The organism is Candidatus Pelagibacter sp. HIMB1623 (assembly GCF_052047695.1).
GTDB lineage: Bacteria > Pseudomonadota > Alphaproteobacteria > Pelagibacterales > Pelagibacteraceae > Pelagibacter.
In genome coordinates this window covers 359,728-385,903 of the sequence record NZ_JBNAJN010000013.1, presented here as the reverse complement: position 1 = coordinate 385,903, position 26,176 = coordinate 359,728, and the positions used below count along the sequence as shown (strand labels likewise).

28 protein-coding genes are annotated in these 26,176 nt (G+C 28.8%); 12 read left to right on the top strand and 16 right to left on the bottom strand.

Annotation, left to right across the window (positions count from 1 at the left end):
• The first annotated feature begins 44 nt into the window (after window positions 1-44).
• Window positions 45-1,871 (top strand): translational GTPase TypA, encoded by a 1,827-nt coding sequence (gene typA, locus ACTTBN_RS06465; protein WP_440681588.1) that lies wholly within the window; start codon window positions 45-47, stop codon window positions 1,869-1,871.
• On the opposite strand, the gene yczE is transcribed toward typA, so the two are convergent.
• Complete coding sequence (yczE, locus tag ACTTBN_RS06460; RefSeq protein ID WP_440681587.1) at window positions 1,868-2,515, bottom strand: membrane protein YczE; 648 nt, start codon at window positions 2,513-2,515, stop codon at window positions 1,868-1,870. The genes typA and yczE overlap by 4 nt on opposite strands.
• Before the next feature lie 44 nt (window positions 2,516-2,559).
• Here yczE and ACTTBN_RS06455 point away from each other — a divergent pair, with 44 nt between their 5' ends.
• Window positions 2,560-3,240 (top strand): DUF6134 family protein, encoded by a 681-nt coding sequence (locus ACTTBN_RS06455; protein ID WP_440681586.1) that lies wholly within the window; start codon window positions 2,560-2,562, stop codon window positions 3,238-3,240.
• Window positions 3,241-3,242: 2 nt separating this feature from the next.
• Here the strand turns inward: ACTTBN_RS06455 and ACTTBN_RS06450 are convergent, their stop codons facing one another.
• Genes ACTTBN_RS06450 through tldD form a run of 3 tightly spaced genes read right to left on the bottom strand, consistent with a single transcriptional unit; the run spans window position 3,243 to window position 6,943 of the window.
• Window positions 3,243-4,214, bottom strand: coding sequence for an NAD(P)-binding protein (locus ACTTBN_RS06450; protein WP_440681585.1), 972 nt, complete (start codon window positions 4,212-4,214; stop codon window positions 3,243-3,245).
• Window positions 4,211-5,527: a TldD/PmbA family protein gene (locus tag ACTTBN_RS06445; RefSeq protein ID WP_075506449.1), complete on the bottom strand. Its 1,317-nt coding sequence runs from the start codon at window positions 5,525-5,527 to the stop codon at window positions 4,211-4,213. The genes ACTTBN_RS06450 and ACTTBN_RS06445 overlap by 4 nt, the downstream gene beginning before the upstream one ends.
• Before the next feature lie 3 nt (window positions 5,528-5,530).
• Complete coding sequence (gene tldD, locus ACTTBN_RS06440; protein WP_440681584.1) at window positions 5,531-6,943, bottom strand: metalloprotease TldD; 1,413 nt, start codon at window positions 6,941-6,943, stop codon at window positions 5,531-5,533.
• An 85-nt stretch (window positions 6,944-7,028) separates the two neighbouring features.
• On the opposite strand from tldD, the gene ACTTBN_RS06435 reads away from it, so the two are divergent.
• Entirely contained in the window at window positions 7,029-7,376 is a 348-nt protein-coding gene (locus ACTTBN_RS06435) for a DCC1-like thiol-disulfide oxidoreductase family protein (protein ID WP_440677667.1), read from the top strand.
• Here ACTTBN_RS06435 and ACTTBN_RS06430 read toward each other — a convergent pair.
• Genes ACTTBN_RS06430 through ACTTBN_RS06410 form a run of 5 tightly spaced genes read right to left on the bottom strand, consistent with a single transcriptional unit; the run spans window position 7,373 to window position 11,544 of the window.
• Window positions 7,373-7,666 (bottom strand): hypothetical protein, encoded by a 294-nt coding sequence (locus tag ACTTBN_RS06430; protein WP_440681583.1) that lies wholly within the window; start codon window positions 7,664-7,666, stop codon window positions 7,373-7,375. The two genes, ACTTBN_RS06435 and ACTTBN_RS06430, sit on opposite strands and share 4 nt — an antisense overlap.
• 30 nt (window positions 7,667-7,696) lie before the next feature.
• Complete coding sequence (locus ACTTBN_RS06425; RefSeq protein ID WP_440681582.1) at window positions 7,697-8,893, bottom strand: hypothetical protein; 1,197 nt, start codon at window positions 8,891-8,893, stop codon at window positions 7,697-7,699.
• Between the two features lie 28 nt (window positions 8,894-8,921).
• Window positions 8,922-10,112 carry a class I SAM-dependent methyltransferase gene (locus ACTTBN_RS06420; protein ID WP_440681581.1) on the bottom strand — a complete coding sequence of 397 codons (1,191 nt, stop codon included), beginning with the start codon at window positions 10,110-10,112 and terminating at the stop codon, window positions 8,922-8,924.
• Between the two features lies 1 nt (window position 10,113).
• Window positions 10,114-10,998 carry a dihydrodipicolinate synthase family protein gene (locus ACTTBN_RS06415; protein ID WP_440681580.1) on the bottom strand — a complete coding sequence of 295 codons (885 nt, stop codon included), beginning with the start codon at window positions 10,996-10,998 and terminating at the stop codon, window positions 10,114-10,116.
• Window positions 10,999-11,043: 45 nt separating this feature from the next.
• Window positions 11,044-11,544 carry a J domain-containing protein gene (locus ACTTBN_RS06410; protein ID WP_440681579.1) on the bottom strand — a complete coding sequence of 167 codons (501 nt, stop codon included), beginning with the start codon at window positions 11,542-11,544 and terminating at the stop codon, window positions 11,044-11,046.
• 16 nt (window positions 11,545-11,560) lie between these two features.
• On the opposite strand from ACTTBN_RS06410, the gene ACTTBN_RS06405 reads away from it, so the two are divergent.
• Entirely contained in the window at window positions 11,561-13,636 is a 2,076-nt protein-coding gene (locus ACTTBN_RS06405; RefSeq protein ID WP_440681578.1) for a S9 family peptidase, read from the top strand.
• 101 nt (window positions 13,637-13,737) lie between these two features.
• On the top strand, window positions 13,738-14,184 hold the full coding sequence (locus ACTTBN_RS06400) for an Hsp20 family protein (RefSeq protein WP_440653084.1): 447 nt from the start codon (window positions 13,738-13,740) through the stop codon (window positions 14,182-14,184).
• A gap of 41 nt (window positions 14,185-14,225) precedes the next feature.
• On the opposite strand, the gene ACTTBN_RS06395 is transcribed toward ACTTBN_RS06400, so the two are convergent.
• Window positions 14,226-14,531 (bottom strand): hypothetical protein, encoded by a 306-nt coding sequence (locus ACTTBN_RS06395; protein WP_440681577.1) that lies wholly within the window; start codon window positions 14,529-14,531, stop codon window positions 14,226-14,228.
• Between the two features lie 126 nt (window positions 14,532-14,657).
• Between ACTTBN_RS06395 and ACTTBN_RS06390 the strand changes: the two genes are divergently transcribed.
• Window positions 14,658-15,968, top strand: a complete 1,311-nt coding sequence (locus tag ACTTBN_RS06390; protein ID WP_440681576.1) for an NCS2 family permease — start codon at window positions 14,658-14,660, stop codon at window positions 15,966-15,968.
• A gap of 38 nt (window positions 15,969-16,006) precedes the next feature.
• Here the strand turns inward: ACTTBN_RS06390 and ACTTBN_RS06385 are convergent, their stop codons facing one another.
• On the bottom strand, window positions 16,007-16,525 hold the full coding sequence (locus tag ACTTBN_RS06385; RefSeq protein WP_440681575.1) for a phosphoribosyltransferase: 519 nt from the start codon (window positions 16,523-16,525) through the stop codon (window positions 16,007-16,009).
• Window positions 16,526-16,568: 43 nt separating this feature from the next.
• Between ACTTBN_RS06385 and ACTTBN_RS06380 the strand changes: the two genes are divergently transcribed.
• The gene (locus ACTTBN_RS06380) at window positions 16,569-16,865 is read left to right on the top strand and encodes a DUF1330 domain-containing protein (RefSeq protein WP_440681721.1); all 297 of its coding nucleotides are present in this window, start codon (window positions 16,569-16,571) and stop codon (window positions 16,863-16,865) included.
• Here the strand turns inward: ACTTBN_RS06380 and ACTTBN_RS06375 are convergent.
• On the bottom strand, window positions 16,852-17,487 hold the full coding sequence (locus ACTTBN_RS06375) for a DNA-3-methyladenine glycosylase family protein (RefSeq protein WP_440681574.1): 636 nt from the start codon (window positions 17,485-17,487) through the stop codon (window positions 16,852-16,854). The two genes, ACTTBN_RS06380 and ACTTBN_RS06375, sit on opposite strands and share 14 nt — an antisense overlap.
• Window positions 17,480-18,361, bottom strand: coding sequence for a DMT family transporter (locus tag ACTTBN_RS06370; RefSeq protein WP_440681573.1), 882 nt, complete (start codon window positions 18,359-18,361; stop codon window positions 17,480-17,482). Before ACTTBN_RS06370 ends, ACTTBN_RS06375 begins: the two co-directional genes overlap by 8 nt.
• A gap of 34 nt (window positions 18,362-18,395) precedes the next feature.
• On the opposite strand from ACTTBN_RS06370, the gene msrA reads away from it, so the two are divergent.
• From msrA to ACTTBN_RS06350, 4 genes are read left to right on the top strand one after another with little or no spacing between them, the layout of a single operon-like run.
• Entirely contained in the window at window positions 18,396-18,839 is a 444-nt protein-coding gene (gene msrA / locus ACTTBN_RS06365; protein WP_440681572.1) for a peptide-methionine (S)-S-oxide reductase MsrA, read from the top strand.
• Window position 18,840: 1 nt separating this feature from the next.
• On the top strand, window positions 18,841-19,653 hold the full coding sequence (locus ACTTBN_RS06360) for a rhodanese-like domain-containing protein (RefSeq protein ID WP_440681571.1): 813 nt from the start codon (window positions 18,841-18,843) through the stop codon (window positions 19,651-19,653).
• Window positions 19,654-19,656: 3 nt separating this feature from the next.
• A complete protein-coding gene (locus ACTTBN_RS06355; protein ID WP_440681570.1) occupies window positions 19,657-20,652 on the top strand; it encodes an efflux RND transporter periplasmic adaptor subunit in 996 nt (331 codons plus the stop codon).
• A gap of 4 nt (window positions 20,653-20,656) precedes the next feature.
• A complete protein-coding gene (locus tag ACTTBN_RS06350) occupies window positions 20,657-23,779 on the top strand; it encodes an efflux RND transporter permease subunit (protein ID WP_440681568.1) in 3,123 nt (1,040 codons plus the stop codon).
• Here ACTTBN_RS06350 and ACTTBN_RS06345 read toward each other — a convergent pair.
• Both ACTTBN_RS06345 and ACTTBN_RS06340 read right to left on the bottom strand, forming a co-directional pair.
• Window positions 23,776-24,372 (bottom strand): transglycosylase SLT domain-containing protein, encoded by a 597-nt coding sequence (locus ACTTBN_RS06345; protein WP_440681567.1) that lies wholly within the window; start codon window positions 24,370-24,372, stop codon window positions 23,776-23,778. The genes ACTTBN_RS06350 and ACTTBN_RS06345 overlap by 4 nt on opposite strands.
• Window positions 24,372-24,752, bottom strand: coding sequence for a hypothetical protein (locus tag ACTTBN_RS06340; protein ID WP_440681566.1), 381 nt, complete (start codon window positions 24,750-24,752; stop codon window positions 24,372-24,374). Before ACTTBN_RS06340 ends, ACTTBN_RS06345 begins: the two co-directional genes overlap by 1 nt.
• 45 nt (window positions 24,753-24,797) lie before the next feature.
• On the opposite strand from ACTTBN_RS06340, the gene ACTTBN_RS06335 reads away from it, so the two are divergent.
• Window positions 24,798-25,508: a 2,3-bisphosphoglycerate-dependent phosphoglycerate mutase gene (locus ACTTBN_RS06335; protein WP_440681565.1), complete on the top strand. Its 711-nt coding sequence runs from the start codon at window positions 24,798-24,800 to the stop codon at window positions 25,506-25,508.
• Here the strand turns inward: ACTTBN_RS06335 and ACTTBN_RS06330 are convergent.
• On the bottom strand, window positions 25,486-26,175 hold the full coding sequence (locus ACTTBN_RS06330) for a sugar phosphate nucleotidyltransferase (RefSeq protein ID WP_440681564.1): 690 nt from the start codon (window positions 26,173-26,175) through the stop codon (window positions 25,486-25,488). The genes ACTTBN_RS06335 and ACTTBN_RS06330 overlap by 23 nt on opposite strands.
• Between the last annotated feature and the right edge of the window lies 1 nt (window position 26,176).

Here is a 26,176-nt window from a genome sequence, read left to right as displayed (position 1 = left end):
TTAAGTTTTAATATCAAATTAAATATGTATAAGAGCCACAATTTATGAGCAACATTATAAGAAACATCACAATCATAGCCCATGTAGACCATGGCAAAACTACTTTGATTGATAATTTAATGAAACAAAGTGGATCATTTAGAGAAAATGAGGTTGTTGATGAGAGACTAATGGACTCTGGAGAACTTGAGAAAGAAAGAGGAATTACAATTCTTGCAAAACCAGCATCTATAAACTGGAATAATTCAAGAATAAATATCATTGATACACCCGGCCACAGAGATTTTGCAGCAGAAGTTGAAAGAGTTTTAAGTATGGCTGATGGGGCTCTTTTATTAATTGACTCTGCAGAAGGAGTAATGCCTCAAACAAAATTTGTTTTATCGAAAGCATTAAAACAAGGTTTAAAACCGATTGTAGTAATCAATAAATTAGATAAAGCAGATCAAAGAGCTAATGATGTCTTGGACGAAACGTTTGATCTATTTGTAAGTTTAGATGCTAATGAAGAACAATTAGATTTTCCTGTTTTATATGCAAGTGGAAGATCTGGATGGGCAGATCATGAGGTAGATGGACCAAGAAAAAATTTAAATCCCTTATTAGACTTAATAGTGGAGCACGTTAAACCAGCTGAATTAGATAAGACTAAACCTTTTGCAATGTTATCTACATTGCTTTATTCAGACAGTTTTTTAGGAAGAAGCTTGGTGGGTAGAATTACACAGGGGACAGCAAGAGCAAATCAGCCAATCAAAGCTATTAATTTAAATGGTGAAAAAGTTGATGAAGGAAAATTAACAAAGATTTTTAGATATGAAGGAACTAAAAAAGTTCCAATTGATGTTGGAGAAGCAGGAGATATTGTCGTTGTAGCAGGATTAGAAAAAGCAAATGTTGCTGATACAATTTGTAATTTGGAAGTTAATGATCCTATACCAGCGACTCCAATTGATCCTCCAACAATGTCGATTACAATAACTGTTAATACTTCTCCATTAGCAGGTACGGAAGGTAAAAAACTCACAAGCACTCAAATTAGAGAAAGATTAGTTCAAGAAGCACAAAACAATGTAGGAATTACTTTTTCAGAAAATGATGGAAAAGATTCATTCGTTGTAAGTGGAAGAGGTGAATTAATGCTGGAAATACTTCTTACTCAAATGCGAAGAGAAGGTTTTGAAATGACGGTAAGTCCACCAAAAGTTTTATATAAAACTGATGATCAAGGGAACAAACTTGAACCAATTGAAGAAATTACTATGGATTTAGATGAAGAACACTCTTCGAAAGTAATCGACTCAATGAATAGAAGAAAAGGTAAATTAATTGAACTAAAAGATACCGGTACAAATAAGAAAAGATTGATATTTCATGCACCTACGAGAGGTTTGATGGGATACACAAGTAGATTTCTAACTCTTACTAAAGGTGAAGGTGTAATTAATAGAATTTTTCATGACTACGGTCCTTTTGAAGGTGAAATGGAAGGTAGAAGAAATGGTGCATTAATTGCAATGGAACAAGGAAAAGCAGTAGCTTTTGCAATCTTTAACCTTCAAGCAAGAGGAGAAATGTTTGTTACTCATAATGATCCTGTTTATCCAGGTATGATTGTTGGATTATCACCAAAACCAGGGGACATGATTATAAATGTCATGAAAGGAAAAAAATTAACAAATATGAGAACACAAGGAACAGATGAGAACGTCGTTCTTACTCCTGTTAGAAAAATGTCAATAGCTGAACAACTAAGTATGCTTAACAGTGATGAAGCATTAGAAATTACACCTGAGTCTTGTAGATTGAGAAAAGCAATTCTTGATCCCCATGAAAGAAAAAGAAGTGAAAAAACTAGCGCAGCTGCTTAGTTAAATATTTTTCCAACTAAAAATAATCCTAAAGCTACACAGGGTCCAATTCCAAAAGCAAAAATTAATGTACCTACTCCAACAGTCCCACCTAAATACCAGCCAATAATTACAACAGTAATTTCTAAAAAAGCTCTTACCAATGCTATAGGTAAATTTGTTGTTTTTGTTAGTCCTGTCATTAAACCATCTCGTGGACCTGGACCAAGATTAGCTACTAAATAAATACCACTACCAAGTCCTACTAAAATTACTGAAAGAACTGCTAATAAGTATTTTGTAAAAAGAGATGAAGGTGGTTGAAAATAATTTAGAGTGAAATCAATCATTGCAGCTATCACGATGATATTAAATATTGTTCCAAGACCTGGTTTTTGTTTTAAAAAAATCCATAAAAAAAGTACTCCTACACTTACAAAAAAAGTTGCTGCGCCAATGGATAAATTGGAGTTGAGTGAAATTCCTTCAGCTAATACTGACCAGGGTGAGTTTCCAGTTGTTGACAAAATTAACAAACCTTCTCCCAAACCAAAAATTGTTAAACCAAAAATTAAAAAAAATGATGTTGAAAATTTTGGCTTGAAGTTCAAACTTTTGTTTGAGCTCCAATTTACTTTTGGAATATTTTTTATAGATAGGAACATTAAATATTGATACTTTTAAATTAATTTTTATTTATATTATTGTCATGAAAAAAATTTACACCATTATTATATTTTTTTTATTTACTTTTAACTCAAACGCACATGTTGGTCATTATAATAACTTCAAAAAAATTGAACTTGAAATCTTAAGAAATAATGAAGTTATAGGATACAACAATTACTCTTTTTCTAGGAGAGACAATCAAACAACTGTAAATAATGAATATAAATTTACAGTAAAACTACTTGGAGCAACTATTTTTGAAGTAGAAGGTTTTGGAGAAGAAAAGTATTTAGGAGATAATTTAATTTCCTTTAAATCTAAAACACGTCAAAATAAAAAAGAAAAATTTGTAAATTTAATATTAAATAATCAAACTAATAAATTTGATATTCAAGGATCTTCTTTTTCTGGTGAAGCTTCTTTAAAAAATACAATTGGAAATTGGTGGAGCCATAAATTGTTACAGGCAGAGAGCCAAATTAGCCCTATCTCTGGAAGTATAAAAGAACAACTGGTTACATTTATCGGTAAAGAAAAAATCACAATCAATGGGAAGAAATTTGAAACTGATCATTTTAAACTCACTTCTAAAGATATGACGCTCCCAGAAGATAAAAGATTAAATTTTGATATATGGCTTGATAAAAAAACTTCAGTGATAGTTAAAGTTACCTATGAAAGAATGGGAAGTTGGGAATATAGAATTAAAAATATTGAATAATTTTATCTGTTTATTTTATAAAAAAGATCATTAGCACTTATCCATCCTGCCTCTAATCTGGGTCCAACAAACCAATCAGCACAAACTCCTAAATTATTTTTTGAATTCCAATAACTTTTAATTTTTAAAGGTTTTGAATTAAATGAATACATCCATCCATGATTTAAAGAAAAAAGAACGTTGCTTTTTTTAATACCAGTAAGATCAAAAAATTTATTAATTAATATTTTTGAATTCAAATCTTTATTTTCTTTATTTTTCAAAATTTTTTTATTTGCCCACGTTGCCGTACTTTGAAGTGTCCAAAATTCATAAATACTTTTAAATCTTAACTTACTATTTTCTCTAGCAGCCCAACCTAAAATTTGATCATCAAACAAAAAACTACTTATTTTTTTATTTGTTTTTTTTATTTTTATCATGACTGTAATATTTGCATCCATTTTCAATTTTTTTTTAATAAATGAATGATTAATAAATTTTTTTGCTAATTTAAGTAATTGAGGATGTGGGCACGTTAAAATAAGATTATCATAAATTTTATTGTCACCATCAGCAAAAGTAAGTTTCCATTTGTTTTTATTATAATCAATTTTTTTTAATTCTTTTTGAAAATTACAATTAATTTTTTTTAATAAATACTTGCTAATATCGTTATTACCTTGCCTGCCAATTATTTTTTGATGATTTTTATTTTCTTTTATTTTTTTATTTTGAAAAATATGCTGACCCTTCCAATTTTTTAATATTTTTTTTGCTATGAGTTTTTTTGTGAATTTTTTAAATTCACTAGTCTTAGGGGAAATATATTGAACGCCATGATCAAAGCCTATTTTTTTATCTAACCTTTTAAATGACGATCTCCCACCTGGACCTCTTGCTTTGTCATAGAGGTCTACAGAGTGTTTTTTATTTAATAGATTTGAAATTGTAGCACCAGATATTCCAGATCCAATTACACAGTAAGTGCTCATTTACCTGCAACTGTCATTCCTTCTATCATCATAGTTGGTGAGTTAATGGAATATTCAAAATCTAAATCACTGGCTAAAGTTATATTTTTAAACATATCTTTGAAATTTCCTGCAATTGTTATCTCATTTACTGGAAATTTAAATTCGCCATTTTCAATTAGGAAGCCTGTTGCACCCACTGAATAATCTCCTGTAACCAAATTACTTCCATGGCCTATTGTTTCGGTTACATAAATATGTTTTGAATTACTTTTTAATAAATCTTCAAAACTAATATTTCCATTATCGAAATATAAATTTGTTGTACCACCAGATCTTCCATTTGATTTTAAGTTAAGTTTTTTTCCATTGTAAGTATCGACTAAATAATTTTTTAAAACACCATTTTGTACAAGATTTAAAGTATCTGATTTTACTCCCTCTGAATCAAAAATTTGAGACCCAACACCTTTATTTATATCTGGTTTATCAATGACGTTTATTGTTTCTGTAAATATTTGTTCATTGATTTTATCCTTAAGAAAAGATGTTCCTCTAGAAATCGCAGATGACGATATGGCTCCAGCAAAAGCTCCCAACATGCCTTTTGCAATTCTTTTATCGAATATAATGCTTATTTTTTCACTTCCAATTTTATTTGGGCTTAATTTTTTTATAGTTTGTTCAGAAGCTTTTTGACCAAGTTCTTTTGCGCCCTTAATGTCAGATAAATGACGTTTGCTTGTAAATTCATAGTCTCTTTCCATACTATTTTCATCTTTAGCAACAGTAACACAAGATGCACTAAATGAAGATGATTTATATCCATCACAAAATCCATCACTATTTGCTAAAATAAAGTTAGATTTATTTTCAGTAAAACTAGACTCTGTATTTATGATTTTTTCTTCTGAAGATGCAACGCTCTCAAGTTCTTTTAAATATTCAATTTTTTTTTCATTATCAAAGTGTGTTTCATCATATAAATTTAAATTTTTAATTTCTTTAGCTAAAAGATCTTTATCTGGTAAAGAATTAAATTCATCTTCAGGGGTATTTTTAGTTGTTTCAAAACATTTTTCTATTAGGGTTTTAATGTTATCATCTAATAAGTTTGATGAAGAAATTGAAGATCTTTTTTTTCCCAAATAAGTCTCTATACTTATTGCTAATCCATCTGATCTATTAGACTCGTCTAAAGTATTATTTCTAAAATTTACAGTTTCAGAAATTGAATGACCTACTGTTACACTTGATCCAGTTGCACCTAATTTTTTAGCTAAATCTAAGCAAAATGATGCTTTTGATCTTAAATATTCTTGATCCTTAACCATAATTTAAAGTTTTGTTCCACCAACTGTCATTTTATCAATTAGAATTGAAGGTTGGGCAACTCCAACAGGTACACCTTGTCCAGCTTTACCACAAGTTCCTATACCAGGATCTAACATCATATCGTTTCCAACCATAGAAACTTCTTTTAAAATTGAAGGACCATCTCCGATTAGTGTCGCTCCCTTTATCGGTGAACCAATCTTTCCGTTATTAATTTCATATGCCTCAGTACAATTAAATACAAATTTTCCAGATGTAATGTCAACTTGTCCTCCTCCAAAACTTACTGCAAAAATTCCTTTGTCTACTGATTTGATCATTTCTTCTTGAGTTTGGTTTCCACTCAACATCATTGTATTTCTCATTCTTGGCAAAACAACGTGTCTATAATTTTCTCTTCTTCCTGAGCCAGTAGATTTGGTATTCATCAGTCTAGCATTTAATCTATCTTGCATAAAATTCTTTAATATCCCATTTTCAATCAATACTGTTTTTTCTGTTGGTGTACCTTCATCATCAATAGTTAAGCTACCTCTTCTATTATCAATTGTTCCATCATCAACAATCGTAACTCCCTCACTGGCAACTTTTTGGCCCATAAGATCATGAAATGCAGAAGTTTTTTTTCTATTAAAGTCTCCCTCTAAACCATGTCCAATAGCTTCATGTATTAAAATTGCTGGCCATCCAGGTCCTAAAACAACTTTCATTTCTCCTGCTGGAGCAGGTTTACTTTCTAAATTTACTGACGCAATTCTAAATGCTTCCTCACATACAGTTTTCCAATTGTCATTTTTGAGATATTCATCATAAGATTGTCTTCCACCTATTCCATAAACGCCAGTTTCTTTTCTTCCATTTTTTTCTAACATTACAGATACATTAAATCTAATTAATGGTCTGACATCAGTTAATACCTCACCACCTGATCGTATAATCTCGATAGATTTTTGTTCACCTGCAAAACTTGTGGTAACTTGTTTTACAGATTGATCTTTTTTTCTTAGATACTCATTTACTTTATTTAGTACTTCTAATTTCGAATTTAATGTTTTTTGCTCTATGGGATTAATATCCTGATAAAATTTTTTATTAGATCTTGAAATATCTTGATTATAAGTACCTTTCATAGACTTCAGTGTAGATTTTAAATTTTCAGAAGATTTTTTTAATGAATCTTTTGATATTTCATTAGAGTGAGAATATGCAACAACCTCTCCCGTAATTGCTCTAAATCCAAAACCTAAATCTGAACTATAGCTTGAGCTTTTAATTTTATTATCATCTAATAAAATAGATTCGGATTTAGTATCCTCCAAATATAGCTCACCATCATCACAATTTTGTAATGTATCGGATACTATTGCATCAGCATCTTTTCTTGTTAAATCAGATTTGTCAAAAAAATTACTCACTCACTTTAGATAGTGCTTTATTATTAATTTTCAACTAATCATTTGGCGCATTTACATGCCTAATTTTAAAGTTAATATAATTTTTATGAAAGTTTATTTTAATAATTCTTGCAAAATTTGTAGATCAGAAATCAATATGTATAAAAAAGAAAATATTGAAGATATTGATTGGATAGATATTACGAATAACAAAGAAGCAGAAAAAGAAACTTCCAAAAATGACAAAGAACTTTTAAGAAGATTGCACATTAAAGAAAACGATCAATTAATTGAAGGTGCAGAAGCTTTCCTTTATGTTTGGAAGAGAATACCAAAATATAAATTTTTATATAGTTTTTTCAAACTTCCTATCATCTTTACAATTTTTAAATATGGATATGAAATAGTTGCGTATTTTTTGTATTTGAAAAATAAAAAACAATTAAAAAATTAATTAAGAAAAAATATCAAAATTTGACTCAATAAAGACATTGAGAGAATAAACATAATTAAAGCTACTGAATACATGAGAGTGATAATTTTATTTCTTTTTCTTCTTAATCTTACAAAATTTTTGTCATCCAAATCCGATATGTCTCTTTCTCCATCAACTTCATAATCGTAACTCCATCTCCAAGTTGATTGTCCTAACCTTTCGTCTTGACTATTAAAATATCTGATCCAAGCAAGAATATAACTTAACAGGGCATATAAAACTGCCATCGCAATTATTCCATAAAACATAACTAATAATACTTAAATTAAACGTAATAATTAATTGTTATTTTTGGCTCTTTTTCTTGCAATTAATTGAGTTAAAGAATCCACCATCGTGTCTGAAGCTTTAAATATTTCATTATTTTTAAATTCATGAGAGATGTTTTTCTCAGGATTAGTTTTGTCTTCAATAACTATACCTTCATCAGGAGAATTATTTTTAATATAAATTAATAATAACCATTCTTCGTCAGGAGCTTCATCCCACTTAACAAATATCTCACCTGTTTCAAATCTTCTATCGATACATCGAAAAATAGACATATGTCTTGTAATGTGTCTTTTGTTTAATTGGAAAACCAAACTACTGGCACTCCTATAAAAGCTTTCAAGAGCAAACTCAATTTTTTGCCTTGCTAAAGTATATTCTTTTTCTTTCCTTAATAATGTTTCTCTATCTTCATCACCTTGAATTTTTACTCCTAAAGCCTCTACTCTCTCTCTTATTTTTTGATCTCTTATTATTCGATATTTCTCTTTTAACTTTTCAATTCTTTGTTGTAGCCCCGCATAGTCTTCTCTTTTTTCTTTTAATGAAATTTTTTCTAATTTTTCTAATTCCTTAACTTCTCTTACTCTAAATTTTTCAATCTGTTTTTCTAATTTTAATTGTTGTAAAAATTTCTTCTGCTTTTCAGCCTGTTCAATTCTTAACAACGCCTGTTCTTTTCTTAAAAACAACTTAATTTCTTTTGTTCTTTGTTTCTCTAGCCTAATTTCTTCTTTCAATACCTGTTCATTTAGTTTTATTTTTAATTCTTGTTCTTTCTGCTTCTCTTGCTGTAAGGCTAATTTTTCCTTTCTTTCTTGTTCCTGTTTTTCAAGTTTAATTCTTCTCTGCTCATCTTTTTTAAGAAGTTTATAATTATTAATTGTTTCAGATATTTTATCGAAAAATGCTTGGATATACTTTTCTATATTAATATTTATTCTGAATTTAAATTCAGGTTTAAGTGAATTTTGAAAATTAATTATTTTTAAAAGGAAACTTTTTTCTTTGGGTTTTGTGATAATTATTTTTTTTGTTCTAACTTTTAAATTATTTTTTTTTTTAGTTTTAATTTTATTGCTTTTGTTAATTTTAGTTTTTGTTTTTTTTACTCTAGAAATTATTTTAGATTTTTTTGATTTTAAGTGAGTTTTTTTTTTACTTTTTTTAATAGATTTTTTTTGTTTTTTTTTTATTTTTTTCATTTAAGGGAATTTATTATTTACCAATAAATTATTGATAAATATAGTCTCTTGTAACCGGTGTGGAAGTATAGTTTTTAGTAAGCTGAAACTGATATACAACTTGATCTCCCCATTTAAAAGCCATTTCACAACCTGCTAAATAAAATTCCCACATTCTAAAAAAACGCTCATCAAACATGCTAATAATTTTATCTTTATTTTTAAGGCAATTTTCTTTCCAATGTCTTAATGTATGAGAATAATGCATTCTTAATACCTCAATATCAGCAACGATTAATCCAGCTTTTTCAATTGGAGTAGTTACTTCACTTAAGCTGGGTGTATAACCGCCAGGAAATATATATTTTGTTATCCATGGATGAGGGTCTCTTGGAGGATTTACTGATCCAATTGTATGAATTAAAGAAACTCCATCATCTTTAAGAAGTTTTTCAACCTGCGAGAAAAATTTTTTATAAAATTTTCTTCCCACGTGTTCAAACATTCCAACACTTACAATCCTGTCAAATTTTTCATCGAGTTCTCTGTAATCCATTAACCTAAATCTTAATTGATTTTCTAAATTAAGTTCTTTAGCTTTTTGTTTACAATATTTTAATTGATTTTCTGATAATGTGATCCCAGTTACTTCACAATTAGCTGATTTTGCAATATCAACTGCCAAAGATCCCCAACCACATCCTATATCAAGGACTTTTTGATTTGGCTTTATATTTAATTTCTTAATTATGTGTTGAATTTTATTATTTTGGGCATCCTCTAAAGTATCATTTTCATTTTTGAAATAAGCACATGAGTATTGTCTTTTAGGGTCTAAAAATAAATCATAAAGTTCATCTTTGATATCATAGTGATGTGAGACATTCATTTTGGATTTTTTGATAAAATTGAAATTTGTTAGATATCTATATGAACCCCTCAGTCTATTAATTAAATAACTAAAAAAATTTAATTCTCCTCTTCCAAAATTCATTAAAGATAAATCTAAAAAATCTGTAAGACTTCCGTTCTCAATTACTAACTCTCCATCCGTGTAAGCTTCCCCAAAGTAAAGATCAGGATGAAATAAAAGTTTATAATGAAGTTTTTTATTTAATATTTTAACTTTAATGGGATTTTCCTTCTCTGGATTTCCAATAATATAACTTTTAGAATTTGCATCGACCAATATAAATCCATCTTTCTTAAAAACACTATTTAAGAACCTTGCTAACTGCATTTTATGCTGCCATTGATGATTTTAGTGAAAAACTAAATTTTTCTAAATTATTTAAAAGATCAATCTCTTCTTCTTTATTCAGAATTCTTAAAGGTGGTAGTAAATTTTCATAAAAACTATCTTTATTCTTATAAAAAGTGTGTAAGCCAGAAATAAGGTTATATTTTTCAAATGTCCCTCTTACATCACATAATTGGGTATTAACTTCTTGCTCTCTTCCATCTTTAAAGTCATCATATACTTTTCTAGCAAGTTTAGATGTTGCATTGCATGTTGCTGTAATTATTCCTGAACAACCTAATTCAAGTCCCTTCAATAATTTTGATTCAGATCCTGGCATAACTGAAAAATTATCTAATTTTAAATTTTCAAAAAGATTATATGAGCTATCTTTTACACCGACTATTTGTTCTGGAAAATTTTTTACCAATTTTTCAACGCAATCGATACTAAATTTATATCCACAAAGCTTTTCAAAATTATATAAAATAATTTTAGCTTTTGGTGCTGCTTCTACTAATTTAGTATAAAAATTAATAACATCATCATCGGTATATTTATAAAATGCAGGTGGCATTATTAAAAATTTTTCTAAATTTAATGACATTGCAACTCTCATTAAATTTATTGTTTCTCCTAAAGAATTTAATCCTGTTCCAATAATAAATTTATCTTTGTATTTGCTAGTTGATATTTTATTTAGCAATTTAATTTTTTCTGCAACAGGAATTAATTGAGCTTGGCCAGTGCTCCCAAATATTGCAACACCGTGACAACCGTTCTCAATCACCATCTCTGCATGTGTAATGGTTTTATCTATGTTTAAAGTTAAATCTTTATTCAAGATAGATAATGATGCTGCATATATTCCATTGATATTACTCATAAATAAAATTTATATAAAAAAAAAATATAGTAAAGTTTAAATTATCTAAGCTAAATCTTTCAAAACTATTTCTTTAGCTTCATTTACTAATGTAGATAGCCTAGAAGTTTCAGGTGAAATATCTGGATGAATTTTTTTTTGTATTTTAATATAGGCTTTATTTACATCCTCTTTAGTTAAATTTTTAGAAGGATTTAAATTAAGAATACGATAAGCTTCTTCAGTAGACATTGTGTTTAAATTTGATGCAGTGTTATTAAATGAAAATCTCCCTGAATTTCTTAAAGTTTGTATTAATCTGTACAATGAAATTAATTGAAAAATAGACATACCTTTCAGTTTTAAAAGAGCAAGACTTGCAAGAGTAAAAGGTAAAGTAAGTAAAAATTTACCTCCTATTGCAAACAAAACTGCAAAGATGATTAAAACTATGAACAAGAATAATCTCAAACCTTTGGATATTTTTTTTGACGCAACTTGAGTAAAAAGTCTTAATAAAAAATATAAACCAACTACAATTAATAATGTATAAATTATAAAATTCATATATTTCCAGTTAAAAATGAAAGTACCATATCTAAAAAAAAAACCAGAGCTAAAATCTTGTCACAATATAGAGTGGGAAGATAACTATAGCTGGATACATCAAGAAAATATTTTAGAAGTCTTGCAAGACAAAACTAAGCTTCTTCCAGAAGTAAAAAAATATTTAGAGGATGAAAATGAATATACTGAGTATCATCTAAAAAATACGAAAAATGCTCAAAAAATATTATTTGATGAAATTAAAGGTAGAATAAAATTAGATGATGAAAGCTTACCTTTTAAAGATCATTCATATGAATATTGGACAAAGACTACTGCCAAAGGAAATTACTCTATAAAATTAAGAAAAAAAATTGGTTCATCTGAAATTGAAGAAATTTGGAATGGAGATAAAGAAAAAGAAAAATTAAATGTTGAATATTTCGGTGTTGGAGATTTAGAGGTTAGTAACAATGATCAATATCTTGGGTACTCACTAGATACCAAAGGTTCTGAATATTATACAATTTATATAAGAAATATTAAAAATAATAAAATAATTTCAAAAGAAATCAAAGAAACATCAGGAAGTATAATTTTTAGCTTAGATGATAAGTATCTTTTTTATTCAAAGTTAGATGAAAATCATAGAGCTAGAAAAATTTATAGACATAAAATCGGAGACTTTGAAAGTGAAGATGAACTAATCTTTGATGAAAAAAGTAAGGCTTTCACTGTTAGTATTGGATTAAGTTCTGATGAGAAATATTATTTCATAAACACTTCTGATCACAATACTTCGGAGCAATATTACTTTCATGTGAACGAAGTAAAACCAAATCCAAAATTAATAATTAAACGAGAAAAGGGAATTCTTTATTCTGTAAATTCATGGAATGGAAAATTTTATAATCATACAAATAAAGATGCAGAGGATTTTAAAATAGATATTTCAGAAACTTTAGAAAATCAGAATTGGGAAACATTTATTCCTCCTAAAAAAGAAGTGTTAATTGGCGGACTTTCATTTTTAAATAACTGGATAATTAGATCCGAAACATCAGAAGCTTTGGACAAGCTGTTTGTTATTGATGCTTCAACATATAATGAAGAGGAATTAATTTTTTCTGACGAAAAAGTATGTGTTCCTGGTATTTCATTAACACAAAGAGATAGAAATACAGATGAGGTTTATGTTTCATATTCTTCTCCTAAAACACCATCAAGAGTTTACAAATACAATTTAAAAACCAAATCCAAAACACTTGTAAAAGAACAAGAAATACCATCAGGCCACAATACAGATGATTATATAGTTGAAAGAATAGAGTTTAAATCCCATGACGGAAGAATGGTTCCGCTTACAATTACAAGACATAAAAATACAAAAATAGACGGAACAGCGAATTTATTATTATATGGATATGGATCGTATGGTAGTTCGATGAGTCCAAGTTTTTCCTCAACAAGACTTAGCTTAATAAATAGAAATATTATTTGGGCTACTGCACACATTAGAGGTGGAATGGAAAAAGGAATGAAATGGTGGAAAGAAGGAAAACTAACAAATAAAAAAAATACATTTGAAGATTATATTTATGCTGCAAAATATTTGATTGAAAATAACTACACCTCAAAGGGAAAAATTATTGGAATGGGTGGATCTGCAGGAGGTTTATTAATGGGCGCTGTTGTTAATCAAGCGCCTGAATTATTTTTAGGTATAATTATGGCTGTCCCTTTTGTGGACTCATTAACAACAAATCTCGATCACTCTTTACCACTTACAGTTGGTGAATTTGATGAATTTGGTAATGCTAAAGAAAACAAAGAGCACTTTAATTATATTTTCTCCTATGCTCCATATAATAATATAAAAAAAATGGATTATCCTCATATGCTAATAACAACTAGTTTAAGTGATAATAGGGTTTTGTTTGATGAACCTGCAAAATTTACAGCTAAACTTAGAGACTATAAAACTGATAATAATTTATTACTTCTCAAAACAGAAATGAATGCAGGTCATGGAGGTAAATCTGGAAGAGATGGAGCAATAGAAGAAATTGCTCTCGACTACGCATTTGCATTAAAAATTTCAGAAAAAATTTAAGTTTTCAGATATTGAAATTTTATTAATCATACCTAAATATAAAACGTAAGTCGCCTCATGGGGCTTGCATAAAATAAACTTGCTTAAAAAAGGAGGATATTATGACAAGTAAGGATCTATCTATATTTAACTCACTAAGACCTTTTTCAATTGGTTTTGACGATATGTTTGACCAATTTGAAAACATGTTGGGTAACGGAAGTTTGACTATGCAATCAAACTACCCTCCATACAACATCAGAAAAACTGGTAAGGATAATTATGCAATTGAAGTTGCATTGGCTGGTTTTAATAAAAATGATGTTGAGGTAGAGTTTGAAGATAATTTATTAACGGTAAGAACAAAACAAGTTGATAAATCTGAGAACAACGATGTTAATGGAGAAATAATTCACAAAGGTATTTCTCAAAGACAATTTGCTAGATCATTTACCATTGCTGATGATGTAAAAGTTAATGGTGCTGAACTTAAGGATGGTCTTTTAACAATATCTTGTGAAAGAATTATACCTGAACATAAAAAGAAAAAACTTATTGAAATAAAATAAGTTAAACCTTACTTGCGAGGAGAAATCCTCGCAGGTTAACATTAAAAACATCCATTAGAAGCAAAACCAACTACTATTCTCTCTGGATTTATTTCAAATCTTCTTTCACAAGGAAAACCATATTTTTTTGTATTGTATATCATCACGAAGTTTCCTTTTTCATTTTCGAAATCCTCATCTGGTTTTCCTAATTCCATTTGCAACTTAGTTGCAGATTCACCTATATACTCACTTAACTTATTATTCTCTTTTTCAATGATTGCATCAGTTTTTTGTTTAACTGTTTGACAACCGGTGATTAATGAAAACATTACAAGTATTGCAAATATAGTTCTAAAAATTTTCATAGAATTATTTTATCATCAGAAATATGGCATAAATATAAACTTATGGGTTGAATAATGTGAATAAAACACAGTTATTATAAGAAATTTAAGAAAGAATCGCATAATTATCACTAATTAGGAGGACAAATGCTTGACAATTATTTTAATTATAAAAAACACAAAACAGATTTTAAAACAGAAGTCATAGCAGGAACTACAACTTTCCTGACAATGGCCTACATAATGTTTTTAAATCCATTTATCTTATCGGGAGAATTTGCCGGACCCGAAAAAGGTTTCTTTGATTTCGGCGCAGTCTATACAGCTACAATATTAGCAACAGCTCTCGCATGTTTCATAATGGCTTTTTATGGAAAAACTTGGCCAATTGGACTAGCACCAGGTATGGGTATAAACGCATTCGTGGCTTTTGGGGTATGTGCAGGAATGGGATATTCACCTCAAGAAGCACTAGGTGCAGTATTAGTTGCTGGGGTATTATTCTTAATAATTTCCTTAACACCAATTAGAGCATGGTTAATCAATTCAATTCCAAAAAGTCTTAAATTAGGAATAGGAGCTGGTATTGGATTATTTTTAGCGATTATAGGTTTACAAATTATGGAAGTTGTTGTTGATAATCCTGTAACATTAGTGCAGCTTGGAAACTTGAGTGATCCATTAGTTCTTTTAGGCTGTGCAACTTTCATTGCTATAATTGTTTTAGAAAAAATGAATGTTAAAGGAAATATAATTATTGGTATTTTAGTTTTTAGTATAATTGCATGGGTTACAGGGTTAGCTAAATTCAATGGCTTAGCAAGTTCACCGCCACCAATGACATATTTGTTTGAATTCGATCTGTCTGCGGCGATGACTGCTGGTATGTCTACAGTAATTTTTACTTTATTATTTATAGACTTTTTTGACACTGCAGGAACTTTAACTTCAGTAGCAAACGTGGCAGGTAAAGTAGGTAAAGATGGAAAAGTTCAGGATATCAATAAAGCAATGTTATCAGACAGTGTTGGGACTGTTGCAGGTGCAATGATGGGAACAACAACTGTAACTAGTTATGTTGAGTCTGGTGCGGGTGTAAAAGCAGGTGGTAAAACTGGTATGACTTCATTAGTTATAGGAATATTATTTTTAGCATGTATCTTTTTTGCTCCATTAGCGACTAGTTTGCCTAAACAAATTGATGGTGCGGCTCTACTTTTTGTATCTGTTTTGTTTATAAGAAATATTACAGATATCGAATGGAATGATATTTCAGAGTCTGCTCCTGCAATTCTAGCAATGATAGCAATGCCATTAACTTATAGTATTAGTAATGGAATCGCCCTAGCATTCGTCTCTTATGCATTAATTAAAATATTTACTGGAAAGTTTTCAAGCACTTCTCCAGCAATATGGGTAATTGCAATTCTAAGTGTTATAAGTTTTGCTGTAAGTTAAATAAAATTAAACAGGGCTAGTTAAACTAGCCCTGTTGATTAATTTCTCTTCTCTAATTCTTTAATTGATAATTCTTCATAATGTTCAGTTGGCTGAACAATCCATGGATCTGAATCTAATCTTACTGGACAGAAATCTGGTTCGAATGTTGAAGATTTTTTCTTCCAAAGACAAGCTGTCTTTACCTCTTTAATAAAATTTTTTGTTTGAGGATAATTTTTAAGCCATTCAATACTTTTGTTTAAAGTTAAGCCAGTATCTGAAAGATCATCAATAAGTAGAACTTTACTAAAATCCTCGTTATTTGCTAAAGAACTTATCTCTCTAGCAAACATAAGTTCTCCTTGTTTATCTTCCATTCCTTCGCCTGAATAACTTTGAATTACAATATAAGCTATAGGTAATTTTAAAATTCTAGATAAAATATCAAGAATAGGTGCAGCACCTCTCATTATTCCAATAAGAACTGTAGGCTTGTATTCTTTATGAATTTGTATTGCTAGTTTCTCAACTATTTTTGTATATTGATCGAAAGTGATTATAAGTTTATCGGCCATGAAGCTTAGTATCATAAGTAAAAAAATTTAAAAAGGAGAAATGATGAAAGTTTACTGGATAGCTTTATATAAAAAGATAGATAGCCAAGAAAATATTAAAAAATATGGAGCTAAAGTTACAGATGTTATTAAAAGTTATGGGGGCATACCTATAATTAGAGGTGGAAAATATAATACCCTAGAAGGTGAAACATACCCAAGGACAGTTATTTGGGAGTTTCCAAGTTATGAAAAAGCCATAGCGTGTCATGACTCTAAAGAATATCAGGATGGTTGGGCGCTTGCTAAAGACACCACTGAGAGAAATTTACAAATAGTGGAAGCATTTAATATTGAATAGGCTCTGGATCTATACTTCTCCATAAATACCAAGTTGCCACTGAACAATATGGGGAAAATCTTTTTTGCAATAAACTTACATAACTTTCTGGAGGAAGATATTTTTTTTTATAATTTTTTGAAATAGCTCTTAATAACCCTATATCTTGAATAGGCCATATATTGGGACGATTATAAGTAAATAATAATATCATTTCTGCAGACCATCTTCCAATTTGTCTAAGCTGAGATAAATAAATGATTGCTTCCTCATCAGACATATTTGGAATAATCTTTGGATTAAAAGTTTTATTTAACACTTGTTCTGCCAAACTTTTTATACCCTTTACTTTTTGTCTACTCAATCCACAGCTCTTCAATTGAGAACTAGATAATTTATTCACTGTTTTTGCATTAATTTTGTTTTTACATTTTTTTTTAAACTTTAAAAAAACTGAGTTTGCAGCAGCAACGCTAATCTGTTGACCAATAATACTTTTACAAAGAGAGAAGAAAACATCTTGCCTTGATGTTAGAACAGTTTCAGATGGTGACTTGTATTTCTTAATCAAAGAAGACATTGTTTTATCTTTTTTTGATAAGTATTTTTTGGCCTTATTCCAGTATGAAGGTATTTTACTCATGACGTGACACAGAAAGCTTTTTTTTCAAATACATCTCTCTCCTAAATATAATAATTGATGAAACAATAACCAATAAAGCACCTAATAAAGTTTTAGAAGTTGGTATTTCATTCCAAATAAAATATCCAAATATTATTGCAAAAACTAATCCAAGATATTTTAAAGGAGAAACCAGACTAACTTCTGAATATTTATAAGATTGTGATAGCCATAAATTTGCAAGGCCACCTAATATACCAACCATTGATAGCAAAAATAAATCAAGTAAACTTGGCAAAATCCATCCCTGATAAAAAGATAAAAAACTTAGAAGCATAATCGAGAATGAAAAGAAAAAACTAATTAACCAAGCAGGCTCAGTTGATGATAATTTCCTTATAGCAATAGCAACATAAGATAGACCTAAGCAAAAAATAATTGGGTAAATATAAAATAAATTTAAAGAGCTAAAACCTGGTTCAGTTATAAAAATTATACCAATAAATCCAACTAACACTGCCATCCATCTGTATAAACCAACTTTTTCTTTTAATAAGAAAATTGAAAATATTGTTATAAATATTGGTGCTGCAAAAGAAATACTTACAACTGTTGCTAAAGGTAAATTTCTTAATGCCACAAATATAGAAACCAAAGCAATTAATCCTGCTAAACATCTTTTAAAATGAAGAAATGGTCTAGTTGTTTTATAAAAATCTAAATATCTGTCATTAGGAATGAGAAATAAAATAGGAATTATTCCACAAAATCCTCTAAAGAATAATACTTGTCCAACAGGATAATCATCAGACCATTTAACAATCACATCCATAAGTGAAAATGCACATACAGATATGAACATGTAAAAAAAGCCTAATTGATTTTTTGATAGCATATGATTAACTCTAGATTAATTAAGTTAATAATCAATGGAAATAGCAATTTTAGGATTAGGATGTTTTTGGGGACCTGAAATTAAGTTTAGTAAACTTGATGGAGTTATAAAAACAGAAGTGGGTTATTGTGGAGGTAACAATGCTGAAACAAATTACAAAGAAGTATGCACAGGTACAACAAATCATGCTGAAGTAGTTAAGTTAGAATTTGATCCAAGTATAATTTCTTACGAAAATATTCTTGAACATTTTTTTAAATTTCATGACCCTACTACATTAAATTCTCAAGGACCTGACTTTGGAACTCAGTATAGAAGTGAAATTTTTTATACAAACGATAATCAAAAAACTATTGCACAAAAGATGGTAGAAAAAGAAAATATCAAACTATCTGGCAAGGTGGTAACAAAAATCTCATTAACTAAAAACTATTGTACAGCAGAAGAGTATCACCAAAAGTATTTAGAAAAAAGATAGCATGTCATTAGTTGATACAGATTGGTTAGAAAAAAATCTCGACAAAGTAAAGATAATTGATTGTTCTTGGCATATGCCTGCTGAAAATAGAAATGCTAAAGAAGAATTTGATAAAGAACATATTCCAAATGCTATTTTTTTTGATTTAGATAAAAACTCAAGACAAGATACTGACCTTCCTCATATGCTTCCAACCTTAGGGGCTTGGAACGAAATAATCTCAAACTTAGGAATCTCAAATGATGATCATGTCGTAATTTATGATGATTCAAATGTCATAAGTTCATGCAGAGGTTGGTATAATTTCATTTATTTTGGTCATGATCCAAAATTGGTCTGTGTACTTGATGGTGGTTTTAAAAAATGGAAAAGTGAAAATAAAAAGACATCAAATGCTTCGTCAAGTTTCAATAAATCTGTTTATGAGGGACATGAATTATCAAAACTTGTAAAAAATAAAGTCTTAATTGATCAAAACATTTCTCAAAGAGAATTCACAGTAGTAGATGCGCGAAGTAGAGAAAGATTTGAAGGTAAAGCTCCCGACCCAAGAAAAAATGTAAGAAGTGGCTCTATACCAAATTCAATTTGCTTACCTTTTGTAGAAGTAATAAATGAAAATAAAACTTTTAAAAATAAAGAGGATTTAAATAAATTATTTCAAGAAATATCCAAAAATTACGATGAAAATTTAGTTTTTTCTTGTGGATCTGGTGTTACCGCTTGTGTTTTAGCGCTTGCATATTCTCTAGTTAATACTAAATATCTTCCGACCATTTATGATGGATCTTGGTCGGAGTACGGAAAAATTTAAATTATGAAAACATCAACTAAAATAACAAGTATAATAGTTATCTTCTTTTTAATTATTGCCATAGTTATTATTGGCAGGACAATGATTGGAAATCATTTCAAGAAAAAATTTAGTAAAAGACCTCCTCCTGGAATAATAGTAACCACAACACAAGAAAGAACTTTTGAAAATGTCATAAGTACATACGGAACAGCAGCTCCAATTAAAACTCAGTCATTTAAGGTTGAAAAGTATGAGATACTTAAACCGATAGATTTTAATAAAAAAGTTAAAAAAGGCGATGTTGTTGCTAATCTTAAGAATAGAAAAATTATTGCTCAATTTGATGGGGTTATTGGGAAAAGAGAATTTTCTGAGGATTTAGAAGTATCAAAATCTTCTTTATTAATTAATTTAGAGGATACTAGCTCACTATATTGCGACGTAGATATTCCAGAAATTTTTGTTCCATTTATAAAAGTTGGTTTACCAGTTGATATAAAGTTTTCTGGATACAAAAATAAAATTTATAAAGGTGAAGTTGACTCTTTTGCAAGCAGAATAAGTCAAGATACAAGGTCTTTAGCTACAAGAATAAAGATGGATAATAAATCTGGAGAAATATTACCAGGTTCATTTTTAGAAATTTCAATTAAATACAATGTGAGGGATGGTTTAAGTGCACCTGATACAAGCACAATAGTCGAAGGTGAGAATATTTTTATATATAAAGTGGATGAGAAAAATAAAGTAATGAAAACAAATGTTACTGTGGGTGATAGATATTTAGGATTTGTAGAAATTTTAGACGGATTAAATAAAGGCGATAAAATTGTAGCCGAGGGAACAAAAAAAGTTAGACCAAATTTAACCATCAGACCTATAGAAAAAGGTGCAAAGGAAAAACAAGGAAATTCTGGTTGGGGCAAAAAAAAGGAAACTAAAAAAGCTGAAGAAAAAAAAGGTAAATTTGATTGGTTAAAAAATATTTTTAAAAAATCCGAAAAAGAAAAAAAATAATTAAATGTATATAACTGAAGTTAGTATTAAAAGACCTGTTGTGGCTTGGGTAATGTCTTTAATACTAATTATCTTTGGGATATTTGTTTTTGCAGAGCTACCTGTTCGAGAGCTTCCAGATGGAATACAGCCTCCAGTAGTTCAAGTTCAAACAGATTATAAATCAGCGTCAGCAGAAATTGTTGATGAAGAAATAACTCAAAAACTTGAAGATGTTATAGGCGGTGCAGAAGGTATTAAAAACATCGACTCTAGCTCTTTAAATGGACGAAGCAGAATTAATATACAATTTAATACAGATATTGATTTAGACGATGCAGCGAATGATATTAGAGAAAGAGTTGCTCGTGTTGTTGACAATTTACCTAGCGAGTCTAATCCACCCCAAATTCTTAAACAAGCAGCAGGTTTCACAACTACGATGTGGATAGCACTGACATCTCCTACATGGGATGATCTTGATCTTGGAGATTATGCTGAGAGATATCTGATAGATGCTTTTTCAAGTGTTCCAAATGTTGGAAGAATTTTAGTTGGTGGACTAAGAGAGCTTAGTGTAAGAGTTTGGATAGACCCTATCAAATTAGCAGCTAATAACCTTACAATTCAAGAAGTTGAAAGAGCTTTGAGAAATGAAAATCTTAATATTCCAGCTGGCACATTAGAAGCAAATAATAAAGATTTAACTTTGAATATAGATAAGTCTTATTCAAATATAGAAACTATAAAGCAACTTCCTCTTAGAAAAAATAAAGACAAAGTAGTAATTCTTTCTGATGTAGCAAATATTGAATTTGGACCAGTTTCAGAAAAAACTTTATTTAAGGCACAAAGCAAAAATGCACTAAACCTAAAAACTGTTGGAATTGGTATTTATGCTAAAAGTGGTGCTTCAACAGTAGAGTTATCAAACCAAATTAAAGCCAAAATAAAAGAACTAAATAAATCACTTCCAGATGGACTAAGTTTAGAGATAGCATTTAATAGAGCAACCTATATTGGGGCTGCAATCGAAGAAGTTTATAAAAGTTTAATTATTGCTTTTGTTTTAGTGGTTTTAATCATTTATCTTTTTCTTGGAAATCTTAAAGCGGTAATTGTACCAGCTGTAGCTCTTCCAGTTAGTTTAATTGGTTCATTTCTTGGATTGTACATTTTTGATCTCTCAATAAATATTTTTGTATTATTAAGTTTTATTTTAGCAATAGGAATAATTACTGATGACTCTGTAATTATGACAGATGCTATTTATACTAGAATAGAAAATGGTGAAACACCACTAGTTGCTGCTTATAAAGGTTCTAAGCAAATTACTTTTGCTATTATTGCAACTACTTTAATTTTAATTGCAGTGTTCTTGCCGCTTATATTTATTAAAGGGATATCTGGAACTTTATTTAAAGAGACTGCAATAGCGCTATCATTTTCAATTGTAGTATCATCCTTTGTTGCATTAACTCTATCTCCAATGCTTGGAAGTAAGTTTTTAAATAAAAAAGAAAAAGTTAATTTCTTAGTTAAAAAATTTAATAATAAATTTAAATCTTTTACTGAATTTTATATTGATTCACTTAAGTACTGGATAAATAGACAAAAAACTATTTCGATATTTATAATTTTTATCGTTGCAGCATCTGCTTATCTTTTTAATTTTTCAAAAAAAGAATTGCTGCCTATGGAGGATAGAGGTTCTTATTTAATAATAGGTTCAACAGATGAAGGTAGCTCATTTGAATATACTCAAGAAAAGGCTCAGATAATCGAAGGGAGAATATTAAGATTATTGCAAGCAGAAGATAGCCCATATGAAAGACTAATTATGAGAGTTCCTGGATTTGGAAGATCTGCAACATCTTATAACACTTTTATAATCATTGCTTTACTTGATGAATGGAAAAACAGAGAAAAAAATAGTCAAACTGTATTAAGAGAAGCTATTGGACAAGTTGTTTCAGTTCCAGAAACTTTTGCTTTTCCAATATCCCCACAAGGAATAAGAGTTTCAAACTATAACAAACCAGTACAGATGGTTATTTATGGGACAAGCTATGAAGAATTGGAAGATATTCAAAATAGTGTTCTAAGAGAATTGAGAAGAAATAGAAATATGTTCAGAATTGAAAGTGATTACACAAAAAACAAACCTGAAGTAAAATTAATCACAAACAAAAATCGAGCTAATGACCTAGGTGTATCTACAGAAAATATAGGTAGAACTCTTGAGACACTATACGGAGGCAAAAGAGTTACTTCTTTTAGCAAAGAAGGAAGAGAATACCCAATAATTTTACAACAATATTTGGCTGATAGACGTGATCAAGATGGGTTATCAAAAATATTCGTTAGATCTGAAACAACTGGTAAATTAGTTTCAATAGCTAGTCTTGTTGAATTTGAGGAAAAAGGGACTGCAGAGGCATTACCAAGATACAATAGACAAAGAGCTGTTACAATTTCAGCTGCACTATCAGAAAATTATACTCTAACTGAAGCTGTTAAATATTTAGAAGAGACAATGATAAAGGTTGCACCTCAAAATCAAATTACTTGGAAAGGAAAATCAGAAGAATTGAAAGAAACTACAAATGAAATTTATTTAATTTTTGCTTTAGCTTTGTTGACTGCTTATTTAGTAATGGCAGCAACATTTAACTCTTTTGTACACCCTTTTATAATTATTTTGACAGTTCCTTTGGCTGTGTTTGGTGGTTTAGTATTTATTTTATTTTTAAATAGTTCAGTAAATATATTCTCACAAATTGCCTTGATTATTCTAATTGGTATTTCAACAAAGAATAGTATTTTAATTGTTGATTATGCTAATCAAATAAGAACGACGGGTGTTAAGATTCAAGAGGCAGTGTTGAAAGCCTGCCAGCTAAGAATTAGACCTATTATAATGACATCATTAAGTACTATGATTGCAATGATACCTTTGGTTATTGGAAATATAGGTCCTGGTGCTGGAGAAGGGTCAAGATTAGCAGTTGGTGCAACTATTTTAGGTGGAATGATTATATCAACATTCTTTACTCTATATGTAACTCCTACAATGTATTTAGCATTAGCGAAAAATACTAAGCGGATTGATGCTGTAGATATAGAGCTGAAAAAACAATTAAATTAAAAAATAATATACTTACTTGTAGTTAATTGATTTTTACAATCTAATAATTGTTTTTTATAAATATTAGACTGTTTCTCAACTCTTTTAGCTAAGTTGATAACCTTGTTATTTTTTTTATAATTTTTGTAGTTCCCCCACCCCTCATGGTATGCAATATATTGCTTAAAGGCATCTTTCTTTGAAACCTTTAAAATTTTTTCAGTTTTGTTTGTGTACCAACCAATAAAATCAACACTATCTTTAAATCTTGTTCTTGTAGCAAACTTATTTCCAGTTTCATCTTTATATTGTTTCCATGTGCCTTTCACTGCTTGCGAGTATCCAAATGAACTTGAAGGTCTTTTGTAAGGAATAACTTTAAATATTTTTTGTCTTGGAGGTTTTGCCAACCAATCAAAACTCGACTCCATTTTGATTATTGCAAGTTGTAAATAAACTGGGGTACCCCACTTTTGCTCAGTTTTTTTAGCATGCTTGTACCATAAATATCTTTCATTAAATATTGAACAACCGTCTGATGTATTTTTAGGAATTGATGAGCATCCAGAAAGGACAAATAAAACTATAAGAAAATATTTTATATTTGAACTCATTAAGTTTTTTTCAAAAAATATTTTATAATAACTACTATAATAACACCTATAAGATTGCCAAATAAATCTGAAAACTCAAAACTTCTTATTGGAATGATGAAGTGAGCTAATTCAAGTAAAATTGATAATAAAATTAAGTAAATACTCAAAGGAAAAAATTGATTCCATTTCTTAAAAGTAAAAAAACCAATAATAGAAAGTAATAAAAATGCATATAAATGATTTGTAGAAACTATAAAGTCTGGAGTAATTTGAGGCTGCAAACTGCAATCATCATATAAAAAACAACCAAAAATACTTCCTGGAAATAAATATAAAATAACTAAAAAAAAATTTGATAAATAAAAAATAAATTTATATTTAGAAAAGAAATTTACCATTAATATTATAGTTTTATTTATCAAATTGAATATAAAGATAAAGAGATGAGTTATTTAATTTTAGTAAGACATGGACAAAGTGTGTGGAATCTTGAAAATAGATTTACTGGTTGGGTTGATGTTGATTTATCTGAAAAAGGAAAGTCAGAAGCAAAAAAATCAGCTGAATTGATTAACAAAGAAAACCTTATTATTGATCTTTATTTCTCCTCTGTTCAATTAAGAGCTAAAAATACATTAAAGATTATTCAGGAAGAATTGAAAGATAACAAATTACCTAGTGAAGCGTGGGAATTAAATGAGAGACATTATGGGGCACTTACTGGACTTAACAAGGATGAAATGAAGATAAAATTAGGAGAAGATAAGGTTCATCAGTTTAGAAGATCGTGGGATTTGAGACCTGATCCTCTCAATAAAGAAAACCCTTACCACCCTTCAAATATAGATATTTATAAAAATATACCTCAAGATAAAATACCTAGTACAGAGTCTCTTAAAGACACCTATGAGAGAGTTATAAATTTTTACAAAGAGAAAATTGAAATCATAAATGATAAAAATATTTTAATATCAGCACATGGAAATTCTATTAGAGCACTTTGCAAATATTTATTTAACCTAAATAATAATGAAATCTCAAAATTAGAAATACCAACAGGTAATCCTTTAGTGATTGAAATGAATAATGAGAAAAAAATTTTAAGTGCTAAATATTTAGATTCTAATAGAGCTAAAGACCTTTTAGTTTTTTAAAAATTTCTAAATTAGTTAAATGATAAAAATTTTGTTTACTTTCGTAACCATATAGGTCTCTACTATCAATTAATTCGTGCCATATTTTAGAAATTGAAAATTTTTTAATAGTTTCATTTAAAAAGAGCTTTTTACTTAGTATTTGACATCCAGTGTAAACATAATTTTTATCTAATTCTTTATCAATTAAATTATTTTCTAAATTAAAGTCACCTTTTAAATTTTTATCAAAACTTAAGTTCTTGTTAACTAATAAAAGAATATTATTTAAATTTTTACTAAAATAAAATTCTTCCATTTCTTCAATTTCAATAAGGTGTTCCTTTGCCCATAAAGTATCAGGATTAAAAATAATAAAATTATTTTCATTTGAATGATTAATTAAATTTAAGATACCACCACCAGTATCTAAAATTTCTTTTCCATCCTCTATTATTTCAATATTAATATCAAAATTTTTATTTTTTAAAAATTTTGGAAAATGATCTTTTAAATAAAATGTATTTATTAAAATTTTCTTAATTCCCAAATCTTTTATTAATTGGATACATTTTTCTAACATTGTTACATTGTTAATTTCAAGCAAAGGTTTTGGCACATCTAATGTTATTGGATTAAGTCTTTTTCCGTATCCTGCACATAAAATTAATGCTGTATTTATTTTCATA

Coding starts and splice junctions, on each gene's coding strand:
- ACTTBN_RS06345 (WP_440681567.1), bottom strand. CDS start 24,372: ATGAGTTCAAATATAAAATATTTTCTTATAGTTTTATTTGTCCTTTCT.
- ACTTBN_RS06330 (WP_440681564.1), bottom strand. CDS start 26,175: ATGAAAATAAATACAGCATTAATTTTATGTGCAGGATACGGAAAAAGA.
- ACTTBN_RS06350 (WP_440681568.1), top strand. CDS start 20,657: ATGTATATAACTGAAGTTAGTATTAAAAGACCTGTTGTGGCTTGGGTA.
- ACTTBN_RS06430 (WP_440681583.1), bottom strand. CDS start 7,666: ATGTTTTATGGAATAATTGCGATGGCAGTTTTATATGCCCTGTTAAGT.
- ACTTBN_RS06445 (WP_075506449.1), bottom strand. CDS start 5,527: ATGGTTAAGGATCAAGAATATTTAAGATCAAAAGCATCATTTTGCTTA.
- typA (WP_440681588.1), top strand. CDS start 45: ATGAGCAACATTATAAGAAACATCACAATCATAGCCCATGTAGACCAT.
- ACTTBN_RS06390 (WP_440681576.1), top strand. CDS start 14,658: ATGCTTGACAATTATTTTAATTATAAAAAACACAAAACAGATTTTAAA.
- ACTTBN_RS06420 (WP_440681581.1), bottom strand. CDS start 10,112: ATGCAGTTAGCAAGGTTCTTAAATAGTGTTTTTAAGAAAGATGGATTT.
- ACTTBN_RS06415 (WP_440681580.1), bottom strand. CDS start 10,998: ATGAGTAATATCAATGGAATATATGCAGCATCATTATCTATCTTGAAT.
- ACTTBN_RS06410 (WP_440681579.1), bottom strand. CDS start 11,544: ATGAATTTTATAATTTATACATTATTAATTGTAGTTGGTTTATATTTT.
- ACTTBN_RS06385 (WP_440681575.1), bottom strand. CDS start 16,525: ATGGCCGATAAACTTATAATCACTTTCGATCAATATACAAAAATAGTT.
- ACTTBN_RS06455 (WP_440681586.1), top strand. CDS start 2,560: ATGAAAAAAATTTACACCATTATTATATTTTTTTTATTTACTTTTAAC.
- ACTTBN_RS06340 (WP_440681566.1), bottom strand. CDS start 24,752: ATGGTAAATTTCTTTTCTAAATATAAATTTATTTTTTATTTATCAAAT.
- msrA (WP_440681572.1), top strand. CDS start 18,396: ATGGAAATAGCAATTTTAGGATTAGGATGTTTTTGGGGACCTGAAATT.
- ACTTBN_RS06405 (WP_440681578.1), top strand. CDS start 11,561: ATGAAAGTACCATATCTAAAAAAAAAACCAGAGCTAAAATCTTGTCAC.
- ACTTBN_RS06425 (WP_440681582.1), bottom strand. CDS start 8,893: ATGAAAAAAATAAAAAAAAAACAAAAAAAATCTATTAAAAAAAGTAAA.
- ACTTBN_RS06355 (WP_440681570.1), top strand. CDS start 19,657: ATGAAAACATCAACTAAAATAACAAGTATAATAGTTATCTTCTTTTTA.
- ACTTBN_RS06450 (WP_440681585.1), bottom strand. CDS start 4,214: ATGAGCACTTACTGTGTAATTGGATCTGGAATATCTGGTGCTACAATT.
- ACTTBN_RS06395 (WP_440681577.1), bottom strand. CDS start 14,531: ATGAAAATTTTTAGAACTATATTTGCAATACTTGTAATGTTTTCATTA.
- ACTTBN_RS06360 (WP_440681571.1), top strand. CDS start 18,841: ATGTCATTAGTTGATACAGATTGGTTAGAAAAAAATCTCGACAAAGTA.
- ACTTBN_RS06370 (WP_440681573.1), bottom strand. CDS start 18,361: ATGCTATCAAAAAATCAATTAGGCTTTTTTTACATGTTCATATCTGTA.
- ACTTBN_RS06375 (WP_440681574.1), bottom strand. CDS start 17,487: ATGAGTAAAATACCTTCATACTGGAATAAGGCCAAAAAATACTTATCA.
- ACTTBN_RS06400 (WP_440653084.1), top strand. CDS start 13,738: ATGACAAGTAAGGATCTATCTATATTTAACTCACTAAGACCTTTTTCA.
- ACTTBN_RS06435 (WP_440677667.1), top strand. CDS start 7,029: ATGAAAGTTTATTTTAATAATTCTTGCAAAATTTGTAGATCAGAAATC.
- ACTTBN_RS06380 (WP_440681721.1), top strand. CDS start 16,569: ATGAAAGTTTACTGGATAGCTTTATATAAAAAGATAGATAGCCAAGAA.
- yczE (WP_440681587.1), bottom strand. CDS start 2,515: ATGTTCCTATCTATAAAAAATATTCCAAAAGTAAATTGGAGCTCAAAC.
- ACTTBN_RS06335 (WP_440681565.1), top strand. CDS start 24,798: ATGAGTTATTTAATTTTAGTAAGACATGGACAAAGTGTGTGGAATCTT.